General features: G+C 60.5%; 19 protein-coding genes. 10 read left to right on the forward strand and 9 right to left on the reverse strand.

Going from position 1 to position 20,166, the window contains the following annotated elements; all coding sequences use genetic code 11:
• Positions 1 to 164: 164 nt before the first annotated feature.
• From FHS09_RS01230 to imuA, 6 genes are all read right to left on the reverse strand, one after another.
• Complete coding sequence (locus tag FHS09_RS01230; protein WP_425487755.1) at positions 165 to 3,401, reverse strand: error-prone DNA polymerase; 3,237 nt, start codon at positions 3,399 to 3,401, stop codon at positions 165 to 167.
• Positions 3,402 to 3,619: 218 nt separating this feature from the next.
• Complete coding sequence (locus FHS09_RS01235) at positions 3,620 to 3,862, reverse strand: helix-turn-helix domain-containing protein (protein ID WP_183455839.1); 243 nt, start codon at positions 3,860 to 3,862, stop codon at positions 3,620 to 3,622.
• Position 3,863: 1 nt separating this feature from the next.
• Entirely contained in the window at positions 3,864 to 4,142 is a 279-nt protein-coding gene (locus FHS09_RS01240; RefSeq protein ID WP_183455841.1) for a helix-turn-helix domain-containing protein, read from the reverse strand.
• Entirely contained in the window at positions 4,135 to 4,461 is a 327-nt protein-coding gene (locus FHS09_RS01245) for a type II toxin-antitoxin system RelE/ParE family toxin (RefSeq protein ID WP_183455843.1), read from the reverse strand. Before FHS09_RS01245 ends, FHS09_RS01240 begins: the two co-directional genes overlap by 8 nt.
• 62 nt (positions 4,462 to 4,523) lie before the next feature.
• Positions 4,524 to 6,035: a Y-family DNA polymerase gene (locus tag FHS09_RS01250; protein ID WP_183455845.1), complete on the reverse strand. Its 1,512-nt coding sequence runs from the start codon at positions 6,033 to 6,035 to the stop codon at positions 4,524 to 4,526.
• Positions 6,036 to 6,231: 196 nt separating this feature from the next.
• Positions 6,232 to 6,939 carry a translesion DNA synthesis-associated protein ImuA gene (gene imuA, locus FHS09_RS01255; protein ID WP_343057369.1) on the reverse strand — a complete coding sequence of 236 codons (708 nt, stop codon included), beginning with the start codon at positions 6,937 to 6,939 and terminating at the stop codon, positions 6,232 to 6,234.
• Between the two features lie 234 nt (positions 6,940 to 7,173).
• Here imuA and dcd point away from each other — a divergent pair, with 234 nt between their 5' ends.
• From dcd to FHS09_RS01270, 3 genes are read left to right on the forward strand one after another with little or no spacing between them, the layout of a single operon-like run.
• Entirely contained in the window at positions 7,174 to 7,743 is a 570-nt protein-coding gene (dcd, locus tag FHS09_RS01260) for a dCTP deaminase (protein WP_183455847.1), read from the forward strand.
• Positions 7,744 to 7,760: 17 nt separating this feature from the next.
• A complete protein-coding gene (locus FHS09_RS01265; RefSeq protein ID WP_183455849.1) occupies positions 7,761 to 8,954 on the forward strand; it encodes an aminoacetone oxidase family FAD-binding enzyme in 1,194 nt (397 codons plus the stop codon).
• Between the two features lie 5 nt (positions 8,955 to 8,959).
• Positions 8,960 to 9,145, forward strand: coding sequence for a hypothetical protein (locus FHS09_RS01270; protein WP_183455850.1), 186 nt, complete (start codon positions 8,960 to 8,962; stop codon positions 9,143 to 9,145).
• A gap of 51 nt (positions 9,146 to 9,196) precedes the next feature.
• Here the strand turns inward: FHS09_RS01270 and FHS09_RS01275 are convergent, their stop codons facing one another.
• Positions 9,197 to 9,433 carry a YMGG-like glycine zipper-containing protein gene (locus FHS09_RS01275; RefSeq protein WP_183455852.1) on the reverse strand — a complete coding sequence of 79 codons (237 nt, stop codon included), beginning with the start codon at positions 9,431 to 9,433 and terminating at the stop codon, positions 9,197 to 9,199.
• A 146-nt stretch (positions 9,434 to 9,579) separates the two neighbouring features.
• Positions 9,580 to 9,849: a hypothetical protein gene (locus tag FHS09_RS01280; protein ID WP_183455854.1), complete on the reverse strand. Its 270-nt coding sequence runs from the start codon at positions 9,847 to 9,849 to the stop codon at positions 9,580 to 9,582.
• A gap of 74 nt (positions 9,850 to 9,923) precedes the next feature.
• Between FHS09_RS01280 and FHS09_RS01285 the strand changes: the two genes are divergently transcribed.
• Positions 9,924 to 10,142 (forward strand): DUF3820 family protein, encoded by a 219-nt coding sequence (locus FHS09_RS01285; RefSeq protein ID WP_343057370.1) that lies wholly within the window; start codon positions 9,924 to 9,926, stop codon positions 10,140 to 10,142.
• 473 nt (positions 10,143 to 10,615) lie between these two features.
• Here FHS09_RS01285 and gltA read toward each other — a convergent pair whose 3' ends face one another.
• Entirely contained in the window at positions 10,616 to 11,905 is a 1,290-nt protein-coding gene (gene gltA / locus FHS09_RS01290) for a citrate synthase (RefSeq protein ID WP_183455858.1), read from the reverse strand.
• A gap of 537 nt (positions 11,906 to 12,442) precedes the next feature.
• Between gltA and sdhC the strand changes: the two genes are divergently transcribed.
• The 6 genes from sdhC (at position 12,443) to odhB (ending at position 19,996) form a co-directional block, all read left to right on the forward strand.
• Positions 12,443 to 12,817: a succinate dehydrogenase, cytochrome b556 subunit gene (gene sdhC, locus FHS09_RS01295; protein ID WP_183455860.1), complete on the forward strand. Its 375-nt coding sequence runs from the start codon at positions 12,443 to 12,445 to the stop codon at positions 12,815 to 12,817.
• A complete protein-coding gene (gene sdhD, locus FHS09_RS01300; RefSeq protein ID WP_183455862.1) occupies positions 12,811 to 13,179 on the forward strand; it encodes a succinate dehydrogenase, hydrophobic membrane anchor protein in 369 nt (122 codons plus the stop codon). Before sdhC ends, sdhD begins: the two co-directional genes overlap by 7 nt.
• A gap of 3 nt (positions 13,180 to 13,182) precedes the next feature.
• Entirely contained in the window at positions 13,183 to 14,955 is a 1,773-nt protein-coding gene (gene sdhA / locus FHS09_RS01305) for a succinate dehydrogenase flavoprotein subunit (protein WP_183455864.1), read from the forward strand.
• A 51-nt stretch (positions 14,956 to 15,006) separates the two neighbouring features.
• The gene (locus FHS09_RS01310; RefSeq protein ID WP_281383025.1) at positions 15,007 to 15,711 is read left to right on the forward strand and encodes a succinate dehydrogenase iron-sulfur subunit; all 705 of its coding nucleotides are present in this window, start codon (positions 15,007 to 15,009) and stop codon (positions 15,709 to 15,711) included.
• A 205-nt stretch (positions 15,712 to 15,916) separates the two neighbouring features.
• A complete protein-coding gene (locus FHS09_RS01315; protein ID WP_183455868.1) occupies positions 15,917 to 18,745 on the forward strand; it encodes a 2-oxoglutarate dehydrogenase E1 component in 2,829 nt (942 codons plus the stop codon).
• A gap of 45 nt (positions 18,746 to 18,790) precedes the next feature.
• On the forward strand, positions 18,791 to 19,996 hold the full coding sequence (odhB, locus tag FHS09_RS01320) for a 2-oxoglutarate dehydrogenase complex dihydrolipoyllysine-residue succinyltransferase (protein ID WP_183455870.1): 1,206 nt from the start codon (positions 18,791 to 18,793) through the stop codon (positions 19,994 to 19,996).
• Positions 19,997 to 20,166: the final 170 nt, after the last annotated feature.

Below are 20,166 nucleotides of genomic sequence, written 5' to 3' on the forward strand. Positions count from 1 at the left end.
CTCCCCCAAAGGGGGAGAGGGGACTGTCGGGGTGCAATTGTAGGGAGCCAAAGAGAGCAGAAGTCCGTGTCAGGTCTGAATGGTGCGCACGGCGCACCCTACGGAAAAGAACGGGTCTGTCATTTTTAGAGGTGTTCCAATTGGAAATAGTACTTCAATAAACCTCAATGAAAACTCCTCACTTTCTGAATTTCCCGCCAGGCCAGGCCACGGATTTTCTTGCCGATCAAATGGATAACCGAATACTGGCTTTCCCCCCGGTCTTTATTGAGCTGTATCAGCCCCTCAATCTCTAAGATATTTCCCCGCTGTATTTCCCGGCGATAACGCTGCTGCACTTTAGCCCACACCACTACATTGACCACCCCGGTTTCATCTTCCAGTGTCAGGAATAAAACCCCGGAGGCACTGCCGGGTCTCTGTCGGCAGGTCACCAGGCCGAGAACCTGTACCTGTTGGCCATCGGTACAATCTTTCAGTTGTGCGGCCGTCAGGTGGTTCCGGTAGTGGTCCCGGCGGCGCAGTAGGGCGATGGGGTGTTCGCGCAGGGTGAGGCCGGTGCTGGCGTAGTCGCTGTAGCTGTTGTCTTCCTGGGAGTTACCCGGGTGGTAGCCGGGGGTGGCTTGATCTGTTATTTCGTAGTTCAGGGATTGCCAGGTATTCAGGTAGCGGTTGTCCGAGAGGCTGCCGAGGGCGTTGGCGCTGGCCAGGGCGGCGAGTTGGTCGGTGGGCAGGTGGGTGCGTTCGCGGAACTGGGGTTGGGAGTGGAAGCCCTGATCTGCCCGGATTTTGCAGATGGTGATTGCGGTTTGTTCGTCTAGGCCTTTGATCAGGCGCATGCCCAGGCGGAGTGCTGGGGGGCTGGATTCCGGCGTTCGCCGGAATGACGGGTGAGAAGTTGGTAGAGCCTGGGAGGGCTCCTGTATTTCGAGGTATTCGGTTTGGGTTGATCGCGGCCATGGGCGGATGGCCGCCCCGCCGCTCCTACAGGGGAGGGCCCTCTCCCCCAACCCCTCTCCCACAAGTGGGAGAGGGGAGTAGAGTTCCAGGCGGTGGTCCCAGTGGCTGTGGAGGACGTCGATGGGGAGGACTTTTACGTTGTGGCGCTGGGCGTCGTAGACCAGTTGGGCGGGGGCGTAGAAGCCCATGGGTTGGCTGTTGAGCAGGCCGCAGTAGAAGGCTGCGGGATGATGATATTTGACCCAGGCGGAGAAGTAGGCCAGCAGGGCGAAGCTGGCGGAGTGGGACTCGGGGAAGCCGTAGGAGCCGAAGCCTTTCATCTGTTCGAACAGCTGTTCGGCGAAACGCTGTTCATAGCCGTTGGCCAGCATGCCCTGAATCAGTTTGTCCTTGAATTTGTGCAGGTTGCCATTTTTGCCCCAGCTGGCCATGGCCCGGCGGAGTTCGTCGGCCTCGCCGCCGCTGAAGCCGGCGGCGACCATGGATAGCTGGATTACCTGCTCCTGGAAAATCGGCACGCCCAGCGTACGGTTGAGTACCGGTTCCAGATTTGAGTGCGGATAGACCACCGGTTCCAGCTTCTGCTTGCGGCGCAGGTAGGGGTGCACCATGCCGCCCTGTATCGGCCCGGGGCGGACTATGGCGACTTCGATCACCAGTTCGTAGAACCTGCGCGGCTGCAGCCGGGGCAGCATGCTCATCTGCGCGCGGGACTCCACCTGGAAGACGCCGACGGTGTCGGCCTGGCAGAGCATTTCGTAGACTTCGGGGTCTTCCCGGGGAATATCCTGCAGCTTGAGTTTGAGGCCGTAGAGGGCGATATAGCTGAGGGATTTGCGCAGGGCGGTGAGCATGCCCAGGGCGAGAATATCCACCTTCATCAGTTTCAGGTCTTCGATATCCTCTTTGTCCCACTGTACGATGGTGCGGTCTTCCATGGCGGCATTTTCGATGGGCACGAGGGTGTGCAGCGGCTGTTCGGTAATCACGAAGCCGCCGACATGCTGGGACAGGTGGCGAGGGAAGCCGTAAATCTGTAGCAGCAGTTTCGGCAGCATTTTGCCTGCGGTGCTATCGGGGTCTATACCGGCTTTTTGTATCTGCTGTGGAAAGTCTTCCAGTTTGTCCCACCAGGCGCGCTCCGCTTGCAGCCGCTCGATGGTGGCGGCGCCGATGCCCAGGGCCTTGCCGATATCCCGCAGGGCACTCTTGAAGCGGTAGCTGATCTTGGTGGCGGCGAGGCCGGCACGGTGTCGGCCGTATTTTTCATAGACGTACTGGATTACCTCTTCGCGCCTTTCGTGCTCGAAGTCCACATCGATATCCGGCGGTTCGTTGCGCTCGCGGGAGATAAAGCGCTCGAACAGAAGCTCGATCTTTTCCGGGTCCACCTCGGTGATAAACAGGCAGTAGCAGACCACGGAGTTGGCGGCGGAGCCGCGGCCCTGATGGAGAATATGCTGGTTGCGGGCGTATTGGACTATATCGTAGATGGTGAGAAAGTAGTGTTCGTAGTGGAGTTCGGTGATGATTCCGAGCTCTTTTTCTATCTGTTTGGCGATTTTCTCCGGGGTGCCTTCCGGCCAGCGTTTTGCGGCGCCTTCCAGTACCAGTTCGCGCAGATAGTCGCTGGCATTTTTCCCAGCGGGCAGAACTTCGGAAGGGTACTGATAGCACAGTTCGCCGAGACTGAAATGACAGCGGTCGGCGATGGCGAGGGTATTCTCTATGGCCCCCCTGGGGTAAAGGGCTGCGATATCGCTCAGCGGGCGCAGGTAGCGTTCGGCATTTTGTTCCAGCCGGTAGCCCAGCTGTTCCAGGGTGCAGTTGTGGTAATTCGCATTGAGTACATCCTGGAGGGGTTTGCGGCTGCGGCAGTGCATCAGCACTGCGTTGGTGGCTACCAGTGGCAGCTGTTCCTGTTGTGCAAACTGCATCAGGTCCAGGATTTTCTGGTTCTGGTGGCCGCCCAGTGGGTTGTTGAGGGCGATGTAGAGCCGGTTGGCAAAATGCCGCTTTAGCTCTTCGGGAATAAATAGCGCTTTTCCTCCCTGTGGAGTCCAGATGGCGATGGTTTCCCGGCACAGGTCCAGCAGATCCTGCAAGTGGGTTTGGTATTGCCCTTTCTCCGCGCGCAGGCGGGAGGTGGAGATCAGCTGGCAGAGTTCACTGTAGGCGGATTTGTTGGGGGCCAGCAGGACCAGTTGCCCGCCTTCCTGCAGGCGAAAGAAGCTGCCGCAGATCAGCTTGAGATTGCTGTCACTGGCTTTTAGTGTTTCCAGTTCCTTGTAGGCGCGCACTATACCGGAGAGGGAGCATTCGTCGGTAATGGCCAGGGCGCTGTAGCCCAGCCTGTGGGCTGTTTGCACCAGCTCCTGTGGGTGGGACGCCCCCTGGAGGAAGGAGAAGTTGCTTTGACAGAAGAGTTCGGCGTACTGCATGGTGGGCCGGTGTTGGAAATGGACTTTATCGATCAAGTTTACTGGTGTTATTAACCCGGCACTGAATTAAAGGGGATTACGCTGTAGGAGCCTGCTTGCAGGCGAGCTGGAGGTGCGGTAGGCCCGCGAATATTCGCCTGCAAGCAGGCTCCTACAACAGCCATCGACTTGAGTGCGCACTGGGAGCAATGCCAAACATAATTCCTCCGGATAGAGGGCTAAATTGCTAATTGCTCTACTGTGATTTCCAGTGCGGCAGATACTCTTTGCAAAGTGGATTTCCGCGGTCGCTGGCTGGCCTCGAGTTGGGCGTAAGCTGCCTGAGTAATTTTGAGTCGCTCGGCGACTTGAGCTTGGGTGAGTTTCAGGTACCCTCGCCAGGCGCGAATGGGCGTCATATTTTGTTCGACAAGCATGCCGACAATTTCATTTGGTATCAGCTCTGCTTTATCTTGTTTCATATTATGCCGCGTGAAATTCCACAGTAATCTCAAAACCGCATGCATGTGCATATTTCTTGAGAACCTTCCAGCTGGGGTTTGTATTGCCTTTCTCCAGGCGGCAAATATTGCTTTTCTTGGTGCCCATACGGTGGGCCAGCTCTTCCTGGGTTAAACCCGCAGCTGTTCTCATTTTCAGGAGCTTGTCGATTAAATCAAATTCTTCTGCAAGAGCATCATACTCGCGCTGCACTTCGGGGTTCTGAAGTGCACGATTTTTGAGTTGTTGCAGTTTACTCATCACGACTAATCTCTTTCATTCGGGCCAATGCCAAACGCAATTCCTTCCTGGGAAGTCTCTGAGACTTCTTTACAAAAGCATGCAATACATAAATATGCTCGCCTTGCATGTAACAGAATAGTGCTCTGGCTATGCCTTCGCTGGCCTTTGCCCTGATTTCAAACAGCCCATCACCCAGAGGGGCTGTATGGGGAGCGCCAAGGTTGGCTCCATAAGTCTCTACCAGTTCGAGAAGCCTCAGCATGCGCGCCTGTATTTTGGAAGGCATTGTCAGGATGGCGTTTTCGACGCCATCGTAGAAATCAACTGTCCATGCCACCGTGTTCTCCAAATGTTATCTTATCTGATAACTATGAGTTGTTCAAATTTTATCCGGAAGGGCTAGCCATATACCCCGTGCAGATACCAATCCTCCGAAGTCAGATCCTGAAACACCCAGTAAAGACTCCCTTCCTCCCCTCGCGCGATGTAGTAATCCCGGGCGTGGCGGTTGTGTTGCCACCAGTAGCCGTCGATACGTTCCGGGCCCTGGAGGAGTTTGAGTTCGCCGCGGTGGAAGAGCTTGTGACCGCGACTTTGCAGTCTGTCCGGCCGGGGCAGCAGCCAGGTTGGCCTGGGGGCGTTGACCGGGTGCAGGCTTTGGCCTTTCCGGCTGGCGCGGCTTTTTACCACCAGGGTGTCGGCGCTCTGCCAGGCCTGTTCCGGCAGGTGGCTCTCTTTCAGGGTGACGCCGGACAGGGCCTGGTGCCCCAGGCGGGCGCGGAGCTTGTCCAGCAATTGGTGGCTGCGCTGAAGTTTGCTGTTTTCTCCAAACAGGTCGTCGTCCGCATCGTCCTGGCTGAGCGGGGATAACTGGTCGCAGGTGAGGTTCAGGGCCTGCACGGGATGTTCCAGTTTGAGCCTTTCCAGTTGCAGTTTGGTGAGCGCGATCAACCGCTGCGGGTCCAGCAGGGGGCGGGAGGTCTCCACGCTGAACACCTTGCAGCCGAGGCGGCCGAAATCCAGTTTCCAGCGCAACTGCTGGCTGTAGAGCTGTCGGCGCTGCAGCTGCCGGCAGAGTTCGCGCACCAGGCGGCCGGCGGGAAACAGCAGCTGTTCGCTATTGTCCAGCGGACTGGGGAAGAAGAGTTCGCTGTGGAATTCCGGGGGTGGCTGGTAGCTGGGCACAGGGTCGTGGTGGCTGCCGTTGAGGCGGGCCAGGTAGTCGATAAAGTCGCGGCCGAAGCGGCTGCCCACTTCGGACAGGGGGATGGCCAGCAGTTGGCTGACGCGCTTGATGCCGCAGGCGTAGAGTTTGGCAATGGTCTTGTTGCTGCAGTGAAGCAGCTTGCTGGGGGCAAAGCTGATCCACTGGCGCCATTGTTGGGGGCTGGGCGGTGTCCGGGTTTCCTTCAACCACTGGCGGTGTTCCGGCAGCTGGCTGAGCAGGCGCGCGGCGCTGGGGCTGTGGCCCAGGCCCATAAAGGCGCTGATTCGCATCTGGCGCAGCTCGCGGCGCAGTTGTTGCAACAGTGGTTGCAGGCCGCCGCTGGCCTTGAGGCTGCCGGCCAGTTCCAGGTAGAGGCAGGCGAAGCCGCCGTCGCCGGACTCGATGGATTCCGCCGCCTGGGGGGAGACCACGGGGGTAAAGCTGTAGCCCCACTGGGCCAGTTCGCGCAGCAGCTGTTCCTCCCGCTGACTGTCCCGCTGCAGCAGGTCCAGGTCCGCACAAAGGGCGCAGGCGGTGGCGATGGTGAGGCTGCATTCCACGCCGCGTTCGGCGGCGGGGGCGTTGGCGTCCACGATCAATTGGCCTTCGATAACCGCCCTGGGAGCCGCCTTGGAATCGTGGCGTTGGGCGCGGGTGAGGGCTTCCAGGGGGAGTTTGGGGAATTGGATGCAGAGCCAGAGCATGGGTTGGTTCCGGTTTTAGCCTCTTTTTCGCCTGGCAGATTTTTGCTCCTCGCAAAATCTGCATTTCCGTCATCCCTGGCGGTCACAACAGGCTCCTACAGGCGGGCCTTTGGCCCGCAAGCCGAGCTGGGGCTCGGCGTTCCCAGGGGCGGCTGCGCCGTCTGGCGGAGCTGGAGCTCCGCGGTCCCGGGGGGCGTCAGTGCAATGGGCGGTCGCGCCGGGTGAGGACGGGACTGCGGGCCAGGTGCAGTTTCTGGCCGGACTGGCCGCCCAGTTGTTTGAGCAGTTGCAGCGCCAGCTGATCGCCGTCTCCGCTCAGCTGCAGGCGCAGGGCGGCGGGGGAGGGGCTGGCGGCGGAGGCGCCGGGGCGGAAGTGGAAATGCAGCGCCTCGCCCTCGCGGGCGGCGACTTGCAGGCGGCGCAGGTCCTTGTCTGCCGGGGTCTCCCGGCCCTGCCAGTTGAGCAGGGCGCCGCAGCAGCCGGATTGCAGGGACTGCTCGACGGCCCAGAGTTCATCCCTGTGTCCGCGGGGGTGCAGGATCAGCAGCTTTTCCAACTGGACCCCGGCCCTGGCCAGGGCCGGGGCGTAGGGGATATAGGGCGGATTGACCAGGATTACCATCTCTTCCCGTTGGGTGATCTCCGCCAGTGCCGGCAGCAGCAGGGAGATTTCGCCGATGCCGGACCGATCCACCAGCAGCTCGGTGGTGGCGCCGCGGGGCCAGCCGCGCCCGGCGAGCAGCGCGTCCAGGGCGCTGTAGCCGGTGGCGATGCCCGGGCGGCGACGCCTGTGTTCGTTGGCGGCCTGCCAGATATCCGGCCGGGCCAGCAGCTGCTGCAGGCGCTGTTGTTTCGATTCCGTGGTTAAGCGGTTGTTTTGCAAGAAGTTTTCGGCACGGTTCACGGTTTCTGCCCTCGCTTTCTGCGCGCATTTGTTGCCCAGTGGGATTGGGTCTGTATATGTGTACAGTATTTACTGGTAATTTATACAGTAGTCGGTGGGGGCCGGCAAGAGGGCTGGCACGGGACTGGCACTTTTTTGCACAGCGCAAACCGGCTATGATTCGGCCTCGTTGTCGGTCGAGACAACAAGACCAAAAGAGCTGACCAGCAGAATCAACAGCAACTAGGGGGCGGAGTGAGCATCAAGTCCGATAAGTGGATTCGTCGTATGGCCGAGCAGCAGGGCATGATCGAGCCGTTCGAGCCGGGGCAGGTGCGACACAACGGCAACGGTGACCGGCTGATCTCCTACGGTACCTCCAGCTACGGTTACGACGTGCGCTGCGCCAGCGAATTCAAGATTTTCACCAATGTGCACTCCGCCACCGTGGACCCGAAAACCTTCGACGAAAACAGCTTTGTCGATGTGGAAGGGGACTCCTGCATTATTCCCCCCAACTCCTTCGCCCTGGCGCGCACCGTGGAGTACTTCCGTATTCCGCGCTCGGTGCTGACCATCTGCCTGGGTAAATCCACCTATGCCCGTTGCGGCATTATCGTGAATGTCACGCCGCTGGAACCGGAGTGGGAAGGCCACGTCACCCTGGAATTCTCCAACACCACCAACCTGCCGGCGAAGATCTACGCCCATGAAGGCGTGGCGCAGATGCTGTTCTTCGAGTCCGACGAGATCTGCGACGTGTCCTATGCGGACCGCGGCGGCAAGTACCAGGGCCAGCGCGGTGTGACGCTGCCGCGCGCCTGATCGAAAGCCCGTCGCCCGTGAGCGACTTTCCCGCACAAACCGACGTACTGGTGATCGGCGCCGGCGCCGCCGGGCTGATGTGCGCCTCGGTGGCCGGTCGGCGCGGCCGCAGCGTGCTGGTGCTGGACCACGCCAATAAGGTGGGCAAGAAAATCCTGATGTCCGGCGGCGGGCGCTGCAATTTCACCAACCTGTATACGGCGCCGGAAAACTTCTACAGCCGGAACCCGCACTTCTGCAAATCGGCCCTGGCCCGCTACACCCAGTGGGGCTTTATAGCCCTGGTGGAAAAACACGGAATCCCCTACCACGAGAAAAGCCTGGGCCAGCTGTTCTGCGACAACAAATCCAAAGACATCGTCGACCTGCTGCTGGCGGAGTGCCGCGCAGCCAAAGTGCAGATCCGCACCCGCTGCGGCGTTTCCTCCATCGAGCCGCTGGAAAAGGGCTTTCAAGTGCACACCGGCCTGGGAGAGGTACGTTGCGAATCCCTGGTAATCGCCACCGGCGGCCTGTCGATCCCCACCATGGGGGCCACGGGGTTCGGCTATGATGTGGCGCGCCAGTTCGGCCTCAATATTATCGACACCCGCCCGGCGCTGGTGCCCTTTACCCTGCATCAGCGCCAACTGGAACAGCAGGGGGAACTGCCCGGCAGTGCGCTGGCGGTCACTGCCAGCTGCGATTCGGGCAGTTTTAACGAGCAGCTGCTGTTTACCCACCGGGGCCTGAGCGGCCCTGCGGTATTGCAGATTTCCAGCCATTGGCGCGAGGGACAGGCAGTGGATTTCGACCTGGCGCCGGGCCGGGATCTGGCGCAGTGGTTGGGGGAGCAGCGGGCGGAAAGGCCGAATACCCACCTGCACAGTGCGCTGGCGGAGCTGTGGAGCAAAAAACTGGTGCAGTATTTTTTACAGCAACGGAAAATTACCAGCCTGCCATTAAAGCAGTACACACAGGCGGAATTAAAGGATATCGGCGAACAGCTGCAGCACTGGCAGCTGGTACCCGCGGGCACCGAGGGCTACCGCACCGCGGAAGTCACCCTGGGCGGTGTGGACACTGATGAGATATCCTCGCGTACCATGGAGTGCAAGAAGCAGCCGAGACTCTATTTTATCGGCGAGGTGTTGGACGTGACCGGCTGGCTGGGCGGATACAATTTTCAATGGGCCTGGGCATCGGGCCACGCGGCGGGGGAGGTCGCCTGACGGCTATGGGGGATATACTGCCTTTCAAGCGCAAAACTGCCTGGCAGAAACACAAGGGTAGCAGTTTGTGTCGCGACGGTTTTCACAAGTGGCAGGTGGTCACCGAGAAAAAGTTTGATGTGAAGCAGGGCAAACTGGTGACCGAATACCGCTGCCAGCGCTGCGGCAAGACAAAAATCAAGCTGCTGTAATCGAAAGCCCCTGACCCGGTAATCGGTATTGCCGGGTCAGGGGCCGGGCGTTTAGCGACGGCGTCTCTTTCTGTCCCTGTCATAGAGGTAGCCGGCACCGGCGCCGAGTGCGGTTCCGACGGCCGTGCCGCGCAGACTGCCGGATACTGCGGCGCCGGTCACCGCACCGATGCCGGCACCGGTGGCCACGCGACGTTCAGTGGACGTCATGTTGGCACAGCCGAGGCTTCCCAGGGTGGCGACAAGCAGGAAGGCCAGCCCCAGGCGTTTGAGGAGTTGAATGCCCATAAGAACCTCTGTTGCTGCGAGCAGAAAAACCGCCGTAAATGAAATATTGTGCGCGGAAAGGCTACAGGACCCTTACCGCAAAGAATAAAGATGAAAGTATGGAGACTGACAGCGGGGGAATCCGGAAACGGATTCCCCCCTGCCTTTTAACGGTAAACGCGACGGCCATACCGATCATAGTAAAAGTGTCTTTTCCTCTCGTAGTCATAGATCCAGCCGGCACCCGCTCCGAGTGCAGCCCCGGCCACTGTACCTCCCACACGGCCACCACTGATCAGGGCCCCGGTTACCGCACCAATACCTGCGCCGGTGGCCACCCGACGCTCGGTGGGATTCATATTGGCACAGCCAAGACTTCCCAGGGCGGCGATAAGCAGGAAGGTAAGACCCAGACGTTTGAGGAGTTGAATACTCATAAGCACCTCTGTTACTGCGAGTAGACCTGAGCCAGTGTATGGTGGGGTAGATCGAACAACCAATGGAAAATACAGTGACCTTCGAAAAACAGGACCTGCTGGATATCGCGCGCATGCCCATGCCCTTCGGCAAATATGCAGGGCGGCCGCTGATCGACTTGCCGGAGGCCTACCTGCTGTGGTTTGCGAACAAGGGCTTTCCCGAGGGCCGGCTGGGCCGATTGATGGCGCTGGCCCTGGAAGTCAAAATCGAGGGACTGGAGGGGCTGATCAAGCCACTGAAAGAGGGTTGATTCCTTGGAAACAGCCGTGACGACGCTAAACTAGTAATGCCCGGGTAGGGGGAAGTAAATAATAAGCGGTCCGTAACGAGACTGGACACAGCCGTAAATAGACCCACAGCGGGTGACCACTGGTCTGGAAGGATTTCAGCGAGTGAAACAGCGGTGAGTTCCAGTCATATTGAAGCAAGCGGTCGAAATAAGGTCGGCCGCTTTTGCTGTGTGCTCTCCGCAATTGTTTGTATGACTTTTTTTCCCAAGCCTGTTCATACCAACTTACGCAATAAATAACATGATTGTTATTCGATTTCTGTAGGAGCGGCCGCTGGCCGCGATTGGGCTTCCAGTCACTCCGACTATCGATCGCGGCCAGCGGCCGCTCCTACAGGTGACTGCGCGTGTACCCGGTTCAAGCCCTGGGATTCCGCGCTCCTGTTCCATAAAAAAACCCGGCAAATGCCGGGTTTTTGCGGGGTGCTGTTGACTTAGCGCTGGTTCAGCGGCATGTAGTCGCGCTGGGTATAGCCGGTGTACAGCTGGCGCGGGCGGCCGATCTTGTAGGGGTTGGAGATCATCTCGTCCCAGTGGGCAATCCAGCCGGCGGTGCGGCCGGTGGCGAAGATCACGGTGAACATATCGGTGGGAATGCCGATGGCCTTCATGATAATGCCGGAGTAGAAGTCCACGTTGGGGTAGAGTTTCTTCTCCACAAAGTATTCGTCTTCCAGGGCGATTCTTTCCAGCTTCTTGGCGATCTTCAGCAGAGGGTCGTTCTCCGCGCCCATGGCCCCCAGTACTTCGTCGCAGATGCCCTGCATCACGCGGGAGCGGGGGTCGAAGTTCTTGTACACGCGGTGGCCGAAGCCCATCAGGCGGAAGGGGTCGTCCTTGTCCTTGGCGCGTTTGACGAACTCGTCGATGCGGCTCTCGTCGCCAATCTCCTGCAGCATGTCCAGTACCGCTTCGTTGGCGCCGCCATGCGCCGGTCCCCAGAGGGCGGCGATGCCGGAGGAGATGCAGGCGAAGGGGTTGGCGCCGGAGGAGCCGGCCAGGCGCACGGTGGAGGTGGAGGCATTCTGCTCGTGGTCGGCGTGCAGCAGGAAGATGATATCCATCGCCTTGGCCACCACCGGGTCTATCTTGCTGGCCTCGCAGGGGTTGCCGAACATCATATGCAGGAAGTTTTCCGCATAGCTCAGGCTGTTGTCCGGATACATGAACGGCTGGCCCTTGGAGTGCTTGTAGCACATGGCGGCCAGGGTGGGCATTTTGGCAATCAGGCGGTCGGCGGAGACCTTGCGGTGCTCGGGATCGGTAATGTCGAGGGAGTCGTGATAGAAGGAGGCGAGGGCGCCGACCACGCCGCACATCATCGCCATGGGGTGGGCGTCGTAGCGGAAGCCCTTGAAGAAGTTCACCAGGGACTCGTGCACCATGGTGTGGTTCATGATGCTGCTGACGTAGTCCTTCTTCTGTTCGGCATTGGGGAGCTCGCCGTTCATCAGCAGGTAGCAGGTCTCCAGGTAGTCGGAACTCTTCGCCAGTTGCTCAATGGGGTAGCCGCGGTGCAGCAGCACGCCCTTGGCGCCGTCGATATAGGTGATCTTGGACTCGCAGGCGGCGGTGGACACGAAGCCCGGGTCGTAGGTAAACAAGCCCTTACCGGTCAGGCTGCTGACATCGACAACGTCGGGGCCGACGGTGCCGGAGAGGACGGGCATCTCGATGGTGCCGTCGATACCGTCGACCGTAAGTTGCGCTTTTTTATCGGACATTGCGGACTCCTAAAACTGTTCTTTATACCGGCTTTGGGGAGAGATTGGGGCGGCCTCCGGCCGTGATCGATCCCACTTGCAGCCCGTATCCATCCGGCCTCTGCCGTTGTATGTAGGGCTCGTCTTTGGGTACCAAAGGGCCCCAGCGGGCTTCCGAGCGGGGCCAAACTTAAGTGGCGCGCCGCAAATTGTCAAACCAAACCGGGCGGATGGCCAGTCCCTCAGCGGCAGGATATTCGGTTCCCGGCGCCGGTGGCAGAGCTTTTCCCTGGCTGGCGGGGGGGATTGTTATCGGAAGTTTCGCCGGCCTGGCGCGTCTCTCTTCCTGGGGCCAAAGTGGTAAACCGCCGGTAAGCGGCGCAGTCTCGTTGTGTTTTGGGGATCGAATGCCTATAATCCGCGCGGCTTGCGCCATGGTAAGGCCACTTTGTACAAGGCTTCAGCAGGTCGTATGCGAAGTGATCAGCAAGCGGCTCGTCCCTCCATTTGAAAAGCTAACGGGCGCCCAGTCGTTCAGGGCAACAAGGTGTTTTTCCTGTGAACAAAAACAGACCTGTCAATTTAGACATTTCCACTATCAATCTTCCTGCCGCAGCTCTGGTTTCCATCTTGCATCGCATCTCCGGCGTGGTCCTCTTCGCCGTGGTGGCATTGTTGTTATACATGCTCGATGTCAGCCTGGAATCCGAGCAGGGTTTCGCCAAAGTGGCGGCGGTCTTCGACAGCACTCCCGTCAAGCTGGTCCTGTGGGCCGGGCTGGCGGCGCTTATCTACCATCTGGCGGCGGGTATCCGCCACCTGCTGATGGATATGGGGATCGGCGAATCCCTTGAGGGCGGACGACGCGGCGCCGTACTGGTGCTCGCCGTTTCCGCAGTTCTTATTCTGCTGGCAGGGGTCTGGTTATGGTAACGACAATTACAAGCTTCGGTCGCAGCGGCACTTTCGACTGGTTGTACCAGCGCGTCACCGCGGTGCTGCTCACGATTTATACCTTCTTTATAGTAGGTTTCATATTCCTGAGTAAGGATTTTGGCTACGAGAGCTGGTCTGCCCTGTTTGCTCATCGCTGGATGCGGGTGTTCACGCTGTTGGCCCTGCTCTCCACCGTCGTGCACGCCTGGATCGGGCTCTGGTCCGTAATCACCGACTATATCACCAACCTCCTGATGGGAGCCAAGGCCACTGTTCTGCGCCTTGTGATAGAGCTATTGCTGGCCGCGGTTGCCGTGTTCTACACGGCGTGGGGCATTGAAATTCTGTGGGGTCTGTAACTTATGTCGAATATGCGAACCATTGCCTTTGACGGGATCGTAATTGGCGGCGGCGGCGCGGGTATGCGCGCGGCCCTGCAGATGGCCCAGTCCGGCTTCAAGACTGCGGTGATCACCAAGGTTTTCCCCACACGTTCCCACACGGTCTCCGCCCAGGGCGGCATCACCTGTGCCATCGCCAGCGCCGATCCGCAGGACGACTGGCGCTGGCATATGTATGACACCGTGAAGGGTTCCGACTATATCGGCGACCAGGATGCCATCGAGTACATGTGCTCCGTGGGTCCGGAGGCGGTATTCGAGCTGGAGCATATGGGCCTGCCTTTCTCCCGCACCGAGGAGGGCCGCATCTACCAGCGCCCCTTCGGCGGCCAGTCCAAGGACTTCGGCCGCGGTGGCCAGGCCGCGCGCACCTGTGCGGCTGCGGACCGCACCGGCCACGCGCTGCTGCACACCCTGTACCAGAACAACGTCAAGCACGACACCGTGTTCCTCAACGAGTGGTTCGCGGTGGACCTGGTGAAGAACCAGGACGGCGCCGTAGTGGGCGTGATTGCGCTGTGCATCGAAGATGGCGAAGTGGTGTTCATCAAATCCAAGGCCACGGTATTCGCCACCGGCGGTGCCGGCCGCATCTTCGCCTCCACCACCAACGCGCACATCAACACCGGCGACGGCGTGGGCATGGCCCTGCGCGCGGGGATGCCGGTACAGGATATCGAGATGTGGCAGTTCCACCCGACGGGTATTGCCGGTGCCGGCGTGCTGGTGACCGAGGGCTGCCGCGGTGAGGGTGGTTACCTCATTAATAAGGATGGCGAGCGCTTTATGGAGCGCTATGCCCCCAACGCCAAGGACCTGGCCTCCCGCGATGTGGTGGCCCGCTCCATGGTACTGGAGATTCTCGACGGCCGCGGCGCAGGACCCAATGGCGATCACGTATTCCTGAAGCTCGACCACCTGGGCGAGGAGGTACTGCACAGCCGCCTGCCGGGCATCTGCGAGCTGGCCAAAACGTTCGCCCATGTGGACCCGGTGAAGGACCCCGTCCCGGTGGTGCCCACCTGCCACTATATGATGGGCGGTATCCCCACCAATGTGCACGGCCAGGCCTTGACCCAGGATGCCTCCGGCAACGATCAGGTGGTGGAAGGCTTCTATGCCTGCGGTGAGGTGGCCTGCGTATCGGTACACGGCGCCAACCGCCTGGGGGGCAACTCCCTGCTGGACCTGGTGGTGTTCGGCCGCGCCTCCGGCCTGTTCATCGAGCAGTCCCTGCGCGAGGGCATCGAACACCGCGAGGCGTCCGAGTCCGATATCGAAGCTGCGATGGCGCGCCTGAACCGCCTGGAGAACAGCAACGACGGCGAATCGGCCGCGAGCCTCCGCACCGAGCTGCAAAACGTGATGCAGAACCACTTCGGCGTATTCCGTCGCGGCGACTATATGGCCGAGGGGGTGAAGAAGCTGGAAGAGCTGCGCGGGCGCATCGACAATGTGCGCCTGGAGGACAAGAGCCGCGCTTTCAACACCGCCCGTATCGAGGCGCTGGAACTGCAGAACCTGCTGGAAGTGGCCGAGGCCACCGCCATCGCCGCGGAGGTGCGCACCGAGAGCCGCGGCGCCCACGCCCGCGAGGACTACCAGGATCGCGACGACGAAAACTGGCTGTGCCACTCCATGTTTTTCCCGGCGGAGAAACGTGTCGGCAAGCGCGCGGTCAACTTTGCACCCAGCACTGTGGAAGCCTTCGAGCCCAAGGCTCGGACCTATTAATTCTGTAAGAGCGGCCGTTGACCGCTCTTACAAAGACATTGGATGCGGAACATGTTGAAAGTAAGCATTTACCGTTACAACCCGGAGACTGACAAAGCTCCCTATATGCAGGACTACGAGCTGGACACCCAGGGCAAGGACCTGATGGTGCTGGACGTGCTGGAGCTGCTGAAGGCGCAGGACCCGACCCTGTCGTTCCGCCGCTCCTGCCGCGAGGGCGTGTGCGGTTCCGACGGCATGAACATCTCCGGCCGCAACGGCCTGGCCTGTACCACTCCGCTTTCGGAAGCGGCGCGCAAGGGTAAGCTGGTACTGCGCCCGCTGCCCGGTCTGCCGGTGATCCGCGACCTGGTGGTGGATATGGAGCAGTTCTACGAGCAGTACAAGAAGATCGAGCCGTACCTGCAGAACGACACTCCGGCGCCGGCCATCGAGCGCCTGCAGTCGCCGGAAGAGCGCGAGAAGCTCGACGGCCTGTACGAGTGTATCCTCTGTGCCTGCTGTTCCACCGCCTGTCCGTCTTTCTGGTGGAACCCGGACAAATTTATCGGCCCTGCGGGCCTGCTGCAGGCCTACCGCTTCCTGGCGGACAGCCGCGACGAGGCCACCGACGAGCGCTTGTCCAAACTGGATGACCCCTTCAGCGTTTTCCGCTGCCACGGTATCCAGAACTGCGTCAACGTCTGCCCCAAGGGGTTGAACCCCACCCGGGCGATCGGCCATATCCGCCATATGTTGCTGGCCCGCGCCGTGTAGCGGCGGGGCAGGCACAAGCCCGGTTGAGCCCTCCGTATGGGTTCGGCGCCAACGGCGGCGCCTATCTAAAGAAAATCGGCTTTCGAGCCGGTTCCAAGTAAAAAGGGGAGGTGACTTTTGGCGCCTCCCCTTTTGTGAGTAATAAGGAAAGTAGAGCGGTGCAAGTACCGGGAAAGGGGCGCACCGCAATGAGGTAGGCATCAACATGCACGAAAGTACCATGGAGCAGCTGTGGCGCAGCTCCCATATCTCCGGAGGCAATGCAGCCTATGTGGAGGAACTGTACGAAACTTATCTGCACGACCCCAACGGCGTGCCGGAGGGGTGGCGCAGTTACTTCGACAGCCTCCCGCGGGTGAACGGTGTCGGCGACGTCTCCCATGCCGCAGTGCGGCAACATTTTGAGTTACTCGCCAAACATCGCACCCGCCCGCTGGCCGCTCCCGGGGCCGGGGCCATCAATATCGAACACGAACGCAAGCAGGTCAAAGTCCTGCAGCTGATCAGCTCCTACCGTCACCGCGGCCACAAGAAGGCCACCCTGGACCCCCTGGGCCTGATGGCGCGGGAGCAGGTCCCCGACCTGCAGCTCAACTACCACGGCCTCACCGAAGGCGACTTCGACACCACTTTCCAGACCGGTGATCTCTTCTTTGGCAAGGAGGAGGCGACTCTGCGGGAAATCGTCCAGGGGCTGGAACGCACCTACTGCGGCAGTCTGGGCGCTGAGATCATGCACCTGTCCAACCTGGACGAGCAGCAGTGGTTCCAGCAGCGCCTGGAACGCAGCCAGGCCAGGCCCAACTTCGGCACCGACGTCCAGATCGAAATCCTGCAGCGGCTGTCTGCCGCCGAGGGTCTGGAGCGCCACCTGGACTCCAAATATCCCGGCACCAAGCGCTTCGGCGTGGAGGGCGGCGAGAGCCTGATCCCGCTGATGGACGCGCTGATCCGCCGTTCCGGCACCTACGGGGTGAAGGAGATCGTAATGGGTATGGCCCACCGCGGCCGCCTGAATACCCTGGTCAACATCCTGGGTAAAAACCCGTCCGACCTGTTCGAGGAGTTCGAGGGCAAGAAGACCCTGGATACCTCCGGCGATGTGAAATACCACCAGGGTTTCTCGTCCAACGTGATGACCCCCGGTGGCGAGGTGCACCTGGCACTGGCTTTCAACCCCTCGCACCTGGAAATCTGTGCGCCGGTGGTCGAAGGCTCGGTGCGCGCCCGCCAGGACCGCCGCGGCGACAGCACCGGCGAGAAGGTGATGCCGGTGAATATCCACGGTGACGCGGCCTTCGCCGGCCAGGGCGTGGTGCAGGAGACCCTGCAGATGTCCCAGACCCGCGGCTTCTACACCGGCGGCACCGTGCATATCGTGCTCAACAATCAGGTGGGTTTTACCACCAGCAAGCGCGAAGATGCCCGCTCCACCGAGTACTGTACCGACGTGGCGAAGATGATCGACGCACCGGTGCTGCACGTGAACGGCGACGATCCGGAAATGGTGGTTCTGGCAGCGCTTCTCGCCGTCGACTACCGCTACGAGTTCAAGAAGGATATCGTAATCGACCTGGTGTGCTATCGCCGCCGCGGCCATAACGAGACCGATGATCCCTCCGGCACCCAGCCGCTGATGTACCACGTCATCCGCAAACACAAGACCACCCGCACCCTTTACGCGGAAAAGCTGGTCAACGAGGGCGTGCTCGACAAGGCCGCCGCGGACAAGCTGGCCAACGACTACCGCGACAAACTGGATCGCGGCGAGGACGTGGCCACAGGCCTGGTGAAGGAGCCGGATTCCTCCATGTTCGTGGACTGGACTCCCTACCTGAACCACGACTGGCAGACTCACGGCGAGACGGGCATGGAGCTCACCAAGTTGAAGGATGTGGCCAGCCGCATGACCACGGTACCGGATGGTGTGGTGATGCAGCGCCAGGTGGCCAAGATCTACGAAGACCGCCGCAAGATGGCCGGCGGCGCCCTGCCGCTCAACTGGGGCATGGCGGAAACCCTGGCCTATGGCACCCTGCTGGAAGAGGGCTATATGGTCCGTCTCACCGGTGAGGATGTGCGCCGCGGCACCTTCTCTCATCGACACGCGGTGGTGCACAGCCAGAAGGACGGCTCCTGCTATGTGCCGCTGGAGAATATGTACGAGGGCCAGCCGGCGTTCGATATCTACGATTCGCTGCTGTCGGAAGAGGCGGTGCTGGCGTTCGAGTATGGCTACGCGACCACCACACCCAAATCACTGGTGATCTGGGAGGCCCAGTTCGGCGACTTCGCCAACGGCGCCCAGGTGGTGATCGACCAGTTCATCACCTCCGGTGAGCACAAGTGGGGCCGCATGTGTGGGCTGGTGATGCTGCTGCCGCACGGTTACGAAGGGCAGGGCCCGGAGCACTCCTCCGCACGCCTGGAGCGCTTTATGCAAATGTGTGCCGAGCACAATATCCAGGTGTGCAACGCCACCACCCCAGCGCAGATCTTCCACCTGTTGCGCCGCCAGGCTATCCGCCCGATGCGCCGCCCGCTGGTGATCATGAGTCCCAAGTGGATACTGCGCCACAAACTGGCCACTTCCAGCCTGGACGAACTGGCCAACGGCAGATTCCACAACGTCATCCAGGACGACGGGGTGGACCCGGCCAAGGTCAAGCGCCTGATCCTGTGCTCCGGCAAGGTCTACTACCATTTGCTGGAAGCGCGCATGGAGCGGGAGCAGGAGGATGTGGCGCTGGTGCGTCTCGAGCAGCTGTACCCCTTCCCGGACGGTGAGTTCACCAAGGCGGTATCTGCGTACAAGAAGCTCACCAGTGTGGCCTGGTGTCAGGAGGAGCCGATGAACCAGGGTGCCTGGTATCACAGCCAGCACCACCTGTATCGCCTGCTGGCGGAAACACATCCGAAGCTGAAACTGGAATATGTGGGTCGCGAGCCGTCCGCCGCACCGGCGGCGGGCTATATGTCCACCCACCTGGAAGAACAGAACAAGTTCATCAATGAGGCGCTGACCGTCAAATAAATCGGCGGCAGTAATTAGTAGAGTCAATCTCAGGAAACAGGAACAATGACGATCGAGATTAAAGCGCCAACTTTCCCGGAATCCGTCCAGGATGGCACTGTTGCCACCTGGCATAAAAAGCCCGGCGAAGCCGTGTCCCGCGATGAACTGATCGTGGATATCGAAACCGACAAAGTGGTGCTGGAAGTGGTTGCCCCGGCCGATGGCGCCCTCAGCGAAATTATCAAGGACGAGGGCGATACCGTCCTGTCCAACGAAGTAATTGCCAAGTTCGAGGAAGGCGCCGGCGGTGAAGCGGGTGCCGGAGAGAAGGCGGAAGAGAAAAAGGCGGAAGAGAAACCCGCTGCGGAGAGCGGCGCCGGTGGTGATCAGCTGGTCAACCCGGCCGCGCGCAAGCTGGCGGAAGAGAAGGGCGTCGACCTGAGTCAGGTCAGCGGCACTGGCAAGGGTGGTCGCGTTCTGAAAGAAGACGTGATGAAGGCTGGTACAGCCCCGGCAGCCGCTGCAGCACCCGCCGCCGCCGTGCAAGTGGTCGTGGCCCCGGGCGAGCGCGTGGAGAAGCGCGTGCCCATGAGCCGCATGCGCAAGCGCATCGCCGAGCGTCTGCTGGATGCCTCCCAGTCCACCGCCATGCTCACCACCTTCAACGAAGTGAACATGAAGCCGGTCATGGACTTGCGCAAGAACTACAAGGATCTGTTCGAGAAGAAGCACAACGGCACCCGTCTGGGCTTTATGGGCTTTTTCGTGAAAGCGGCGGTGGAAGCACTGAAGCGCTACTCCGCAGTCAACGCCTCCATCGACGGCGACGATATCGTCTACCATGGCTACCAGGATATCGGCGTGGCGGTTTCCGCGCCCAAGGGCCTGGTGGTACCGGTGCTGCGCAACGCGGAAAACATGGGTCTGGCGGATATCGAAAACAACATCCGTGACCTGGGCCTGCGCGCCCGCGACGGCAAGCTGTCCATTGACGAGATGACCGGCGGTACCTTCACCATCACCAACGGCGGTGTTTTCGGTTCCCTGTTGTCCACACCGATCCTGAACCCGCCGCAGACCGCGATTCTGGGCATGCACAAGATCCAGGAGCGCCCCATGGCGGTGGACGGCAAGGTGGAAATCCTGCCGATGATGTACCTGGCGCTGTCCTACGATCACCGCCTGATCGACGGCAAGGAAGCGGTGGGTTTCCTGGTGGCGATCAAGGAAATGATCGAGGACCCGGCCCGTATCCTGCTTGAGGTTTAAGGGGACTTTTTTCTAGCTCCGTGGCGGCCCTGCTGCCGGTGCCGTTTTGCGAGACACGCCGTGAATACATCCCTGTAGGCTTGTCCGCGAGGTCCCTCTCGCAGACAGTCTCGCAAAACGGCCCCGGCATCAGGGCCTTCGCATTGAACTTGGTGCTACCACAAAACTGA

It is taken from the genome of Microbulbifer rhizosphaerae (assembly GCF_014191725.1).
Taxonomy (GTDB): domain Bacteria; phylum Pseudomonadota; class Gammaproteobacteria; order Pseudomonadales; family Cellvibrionaceae; genus Microbulbifer; species Microbulbifer rhizosphaerae.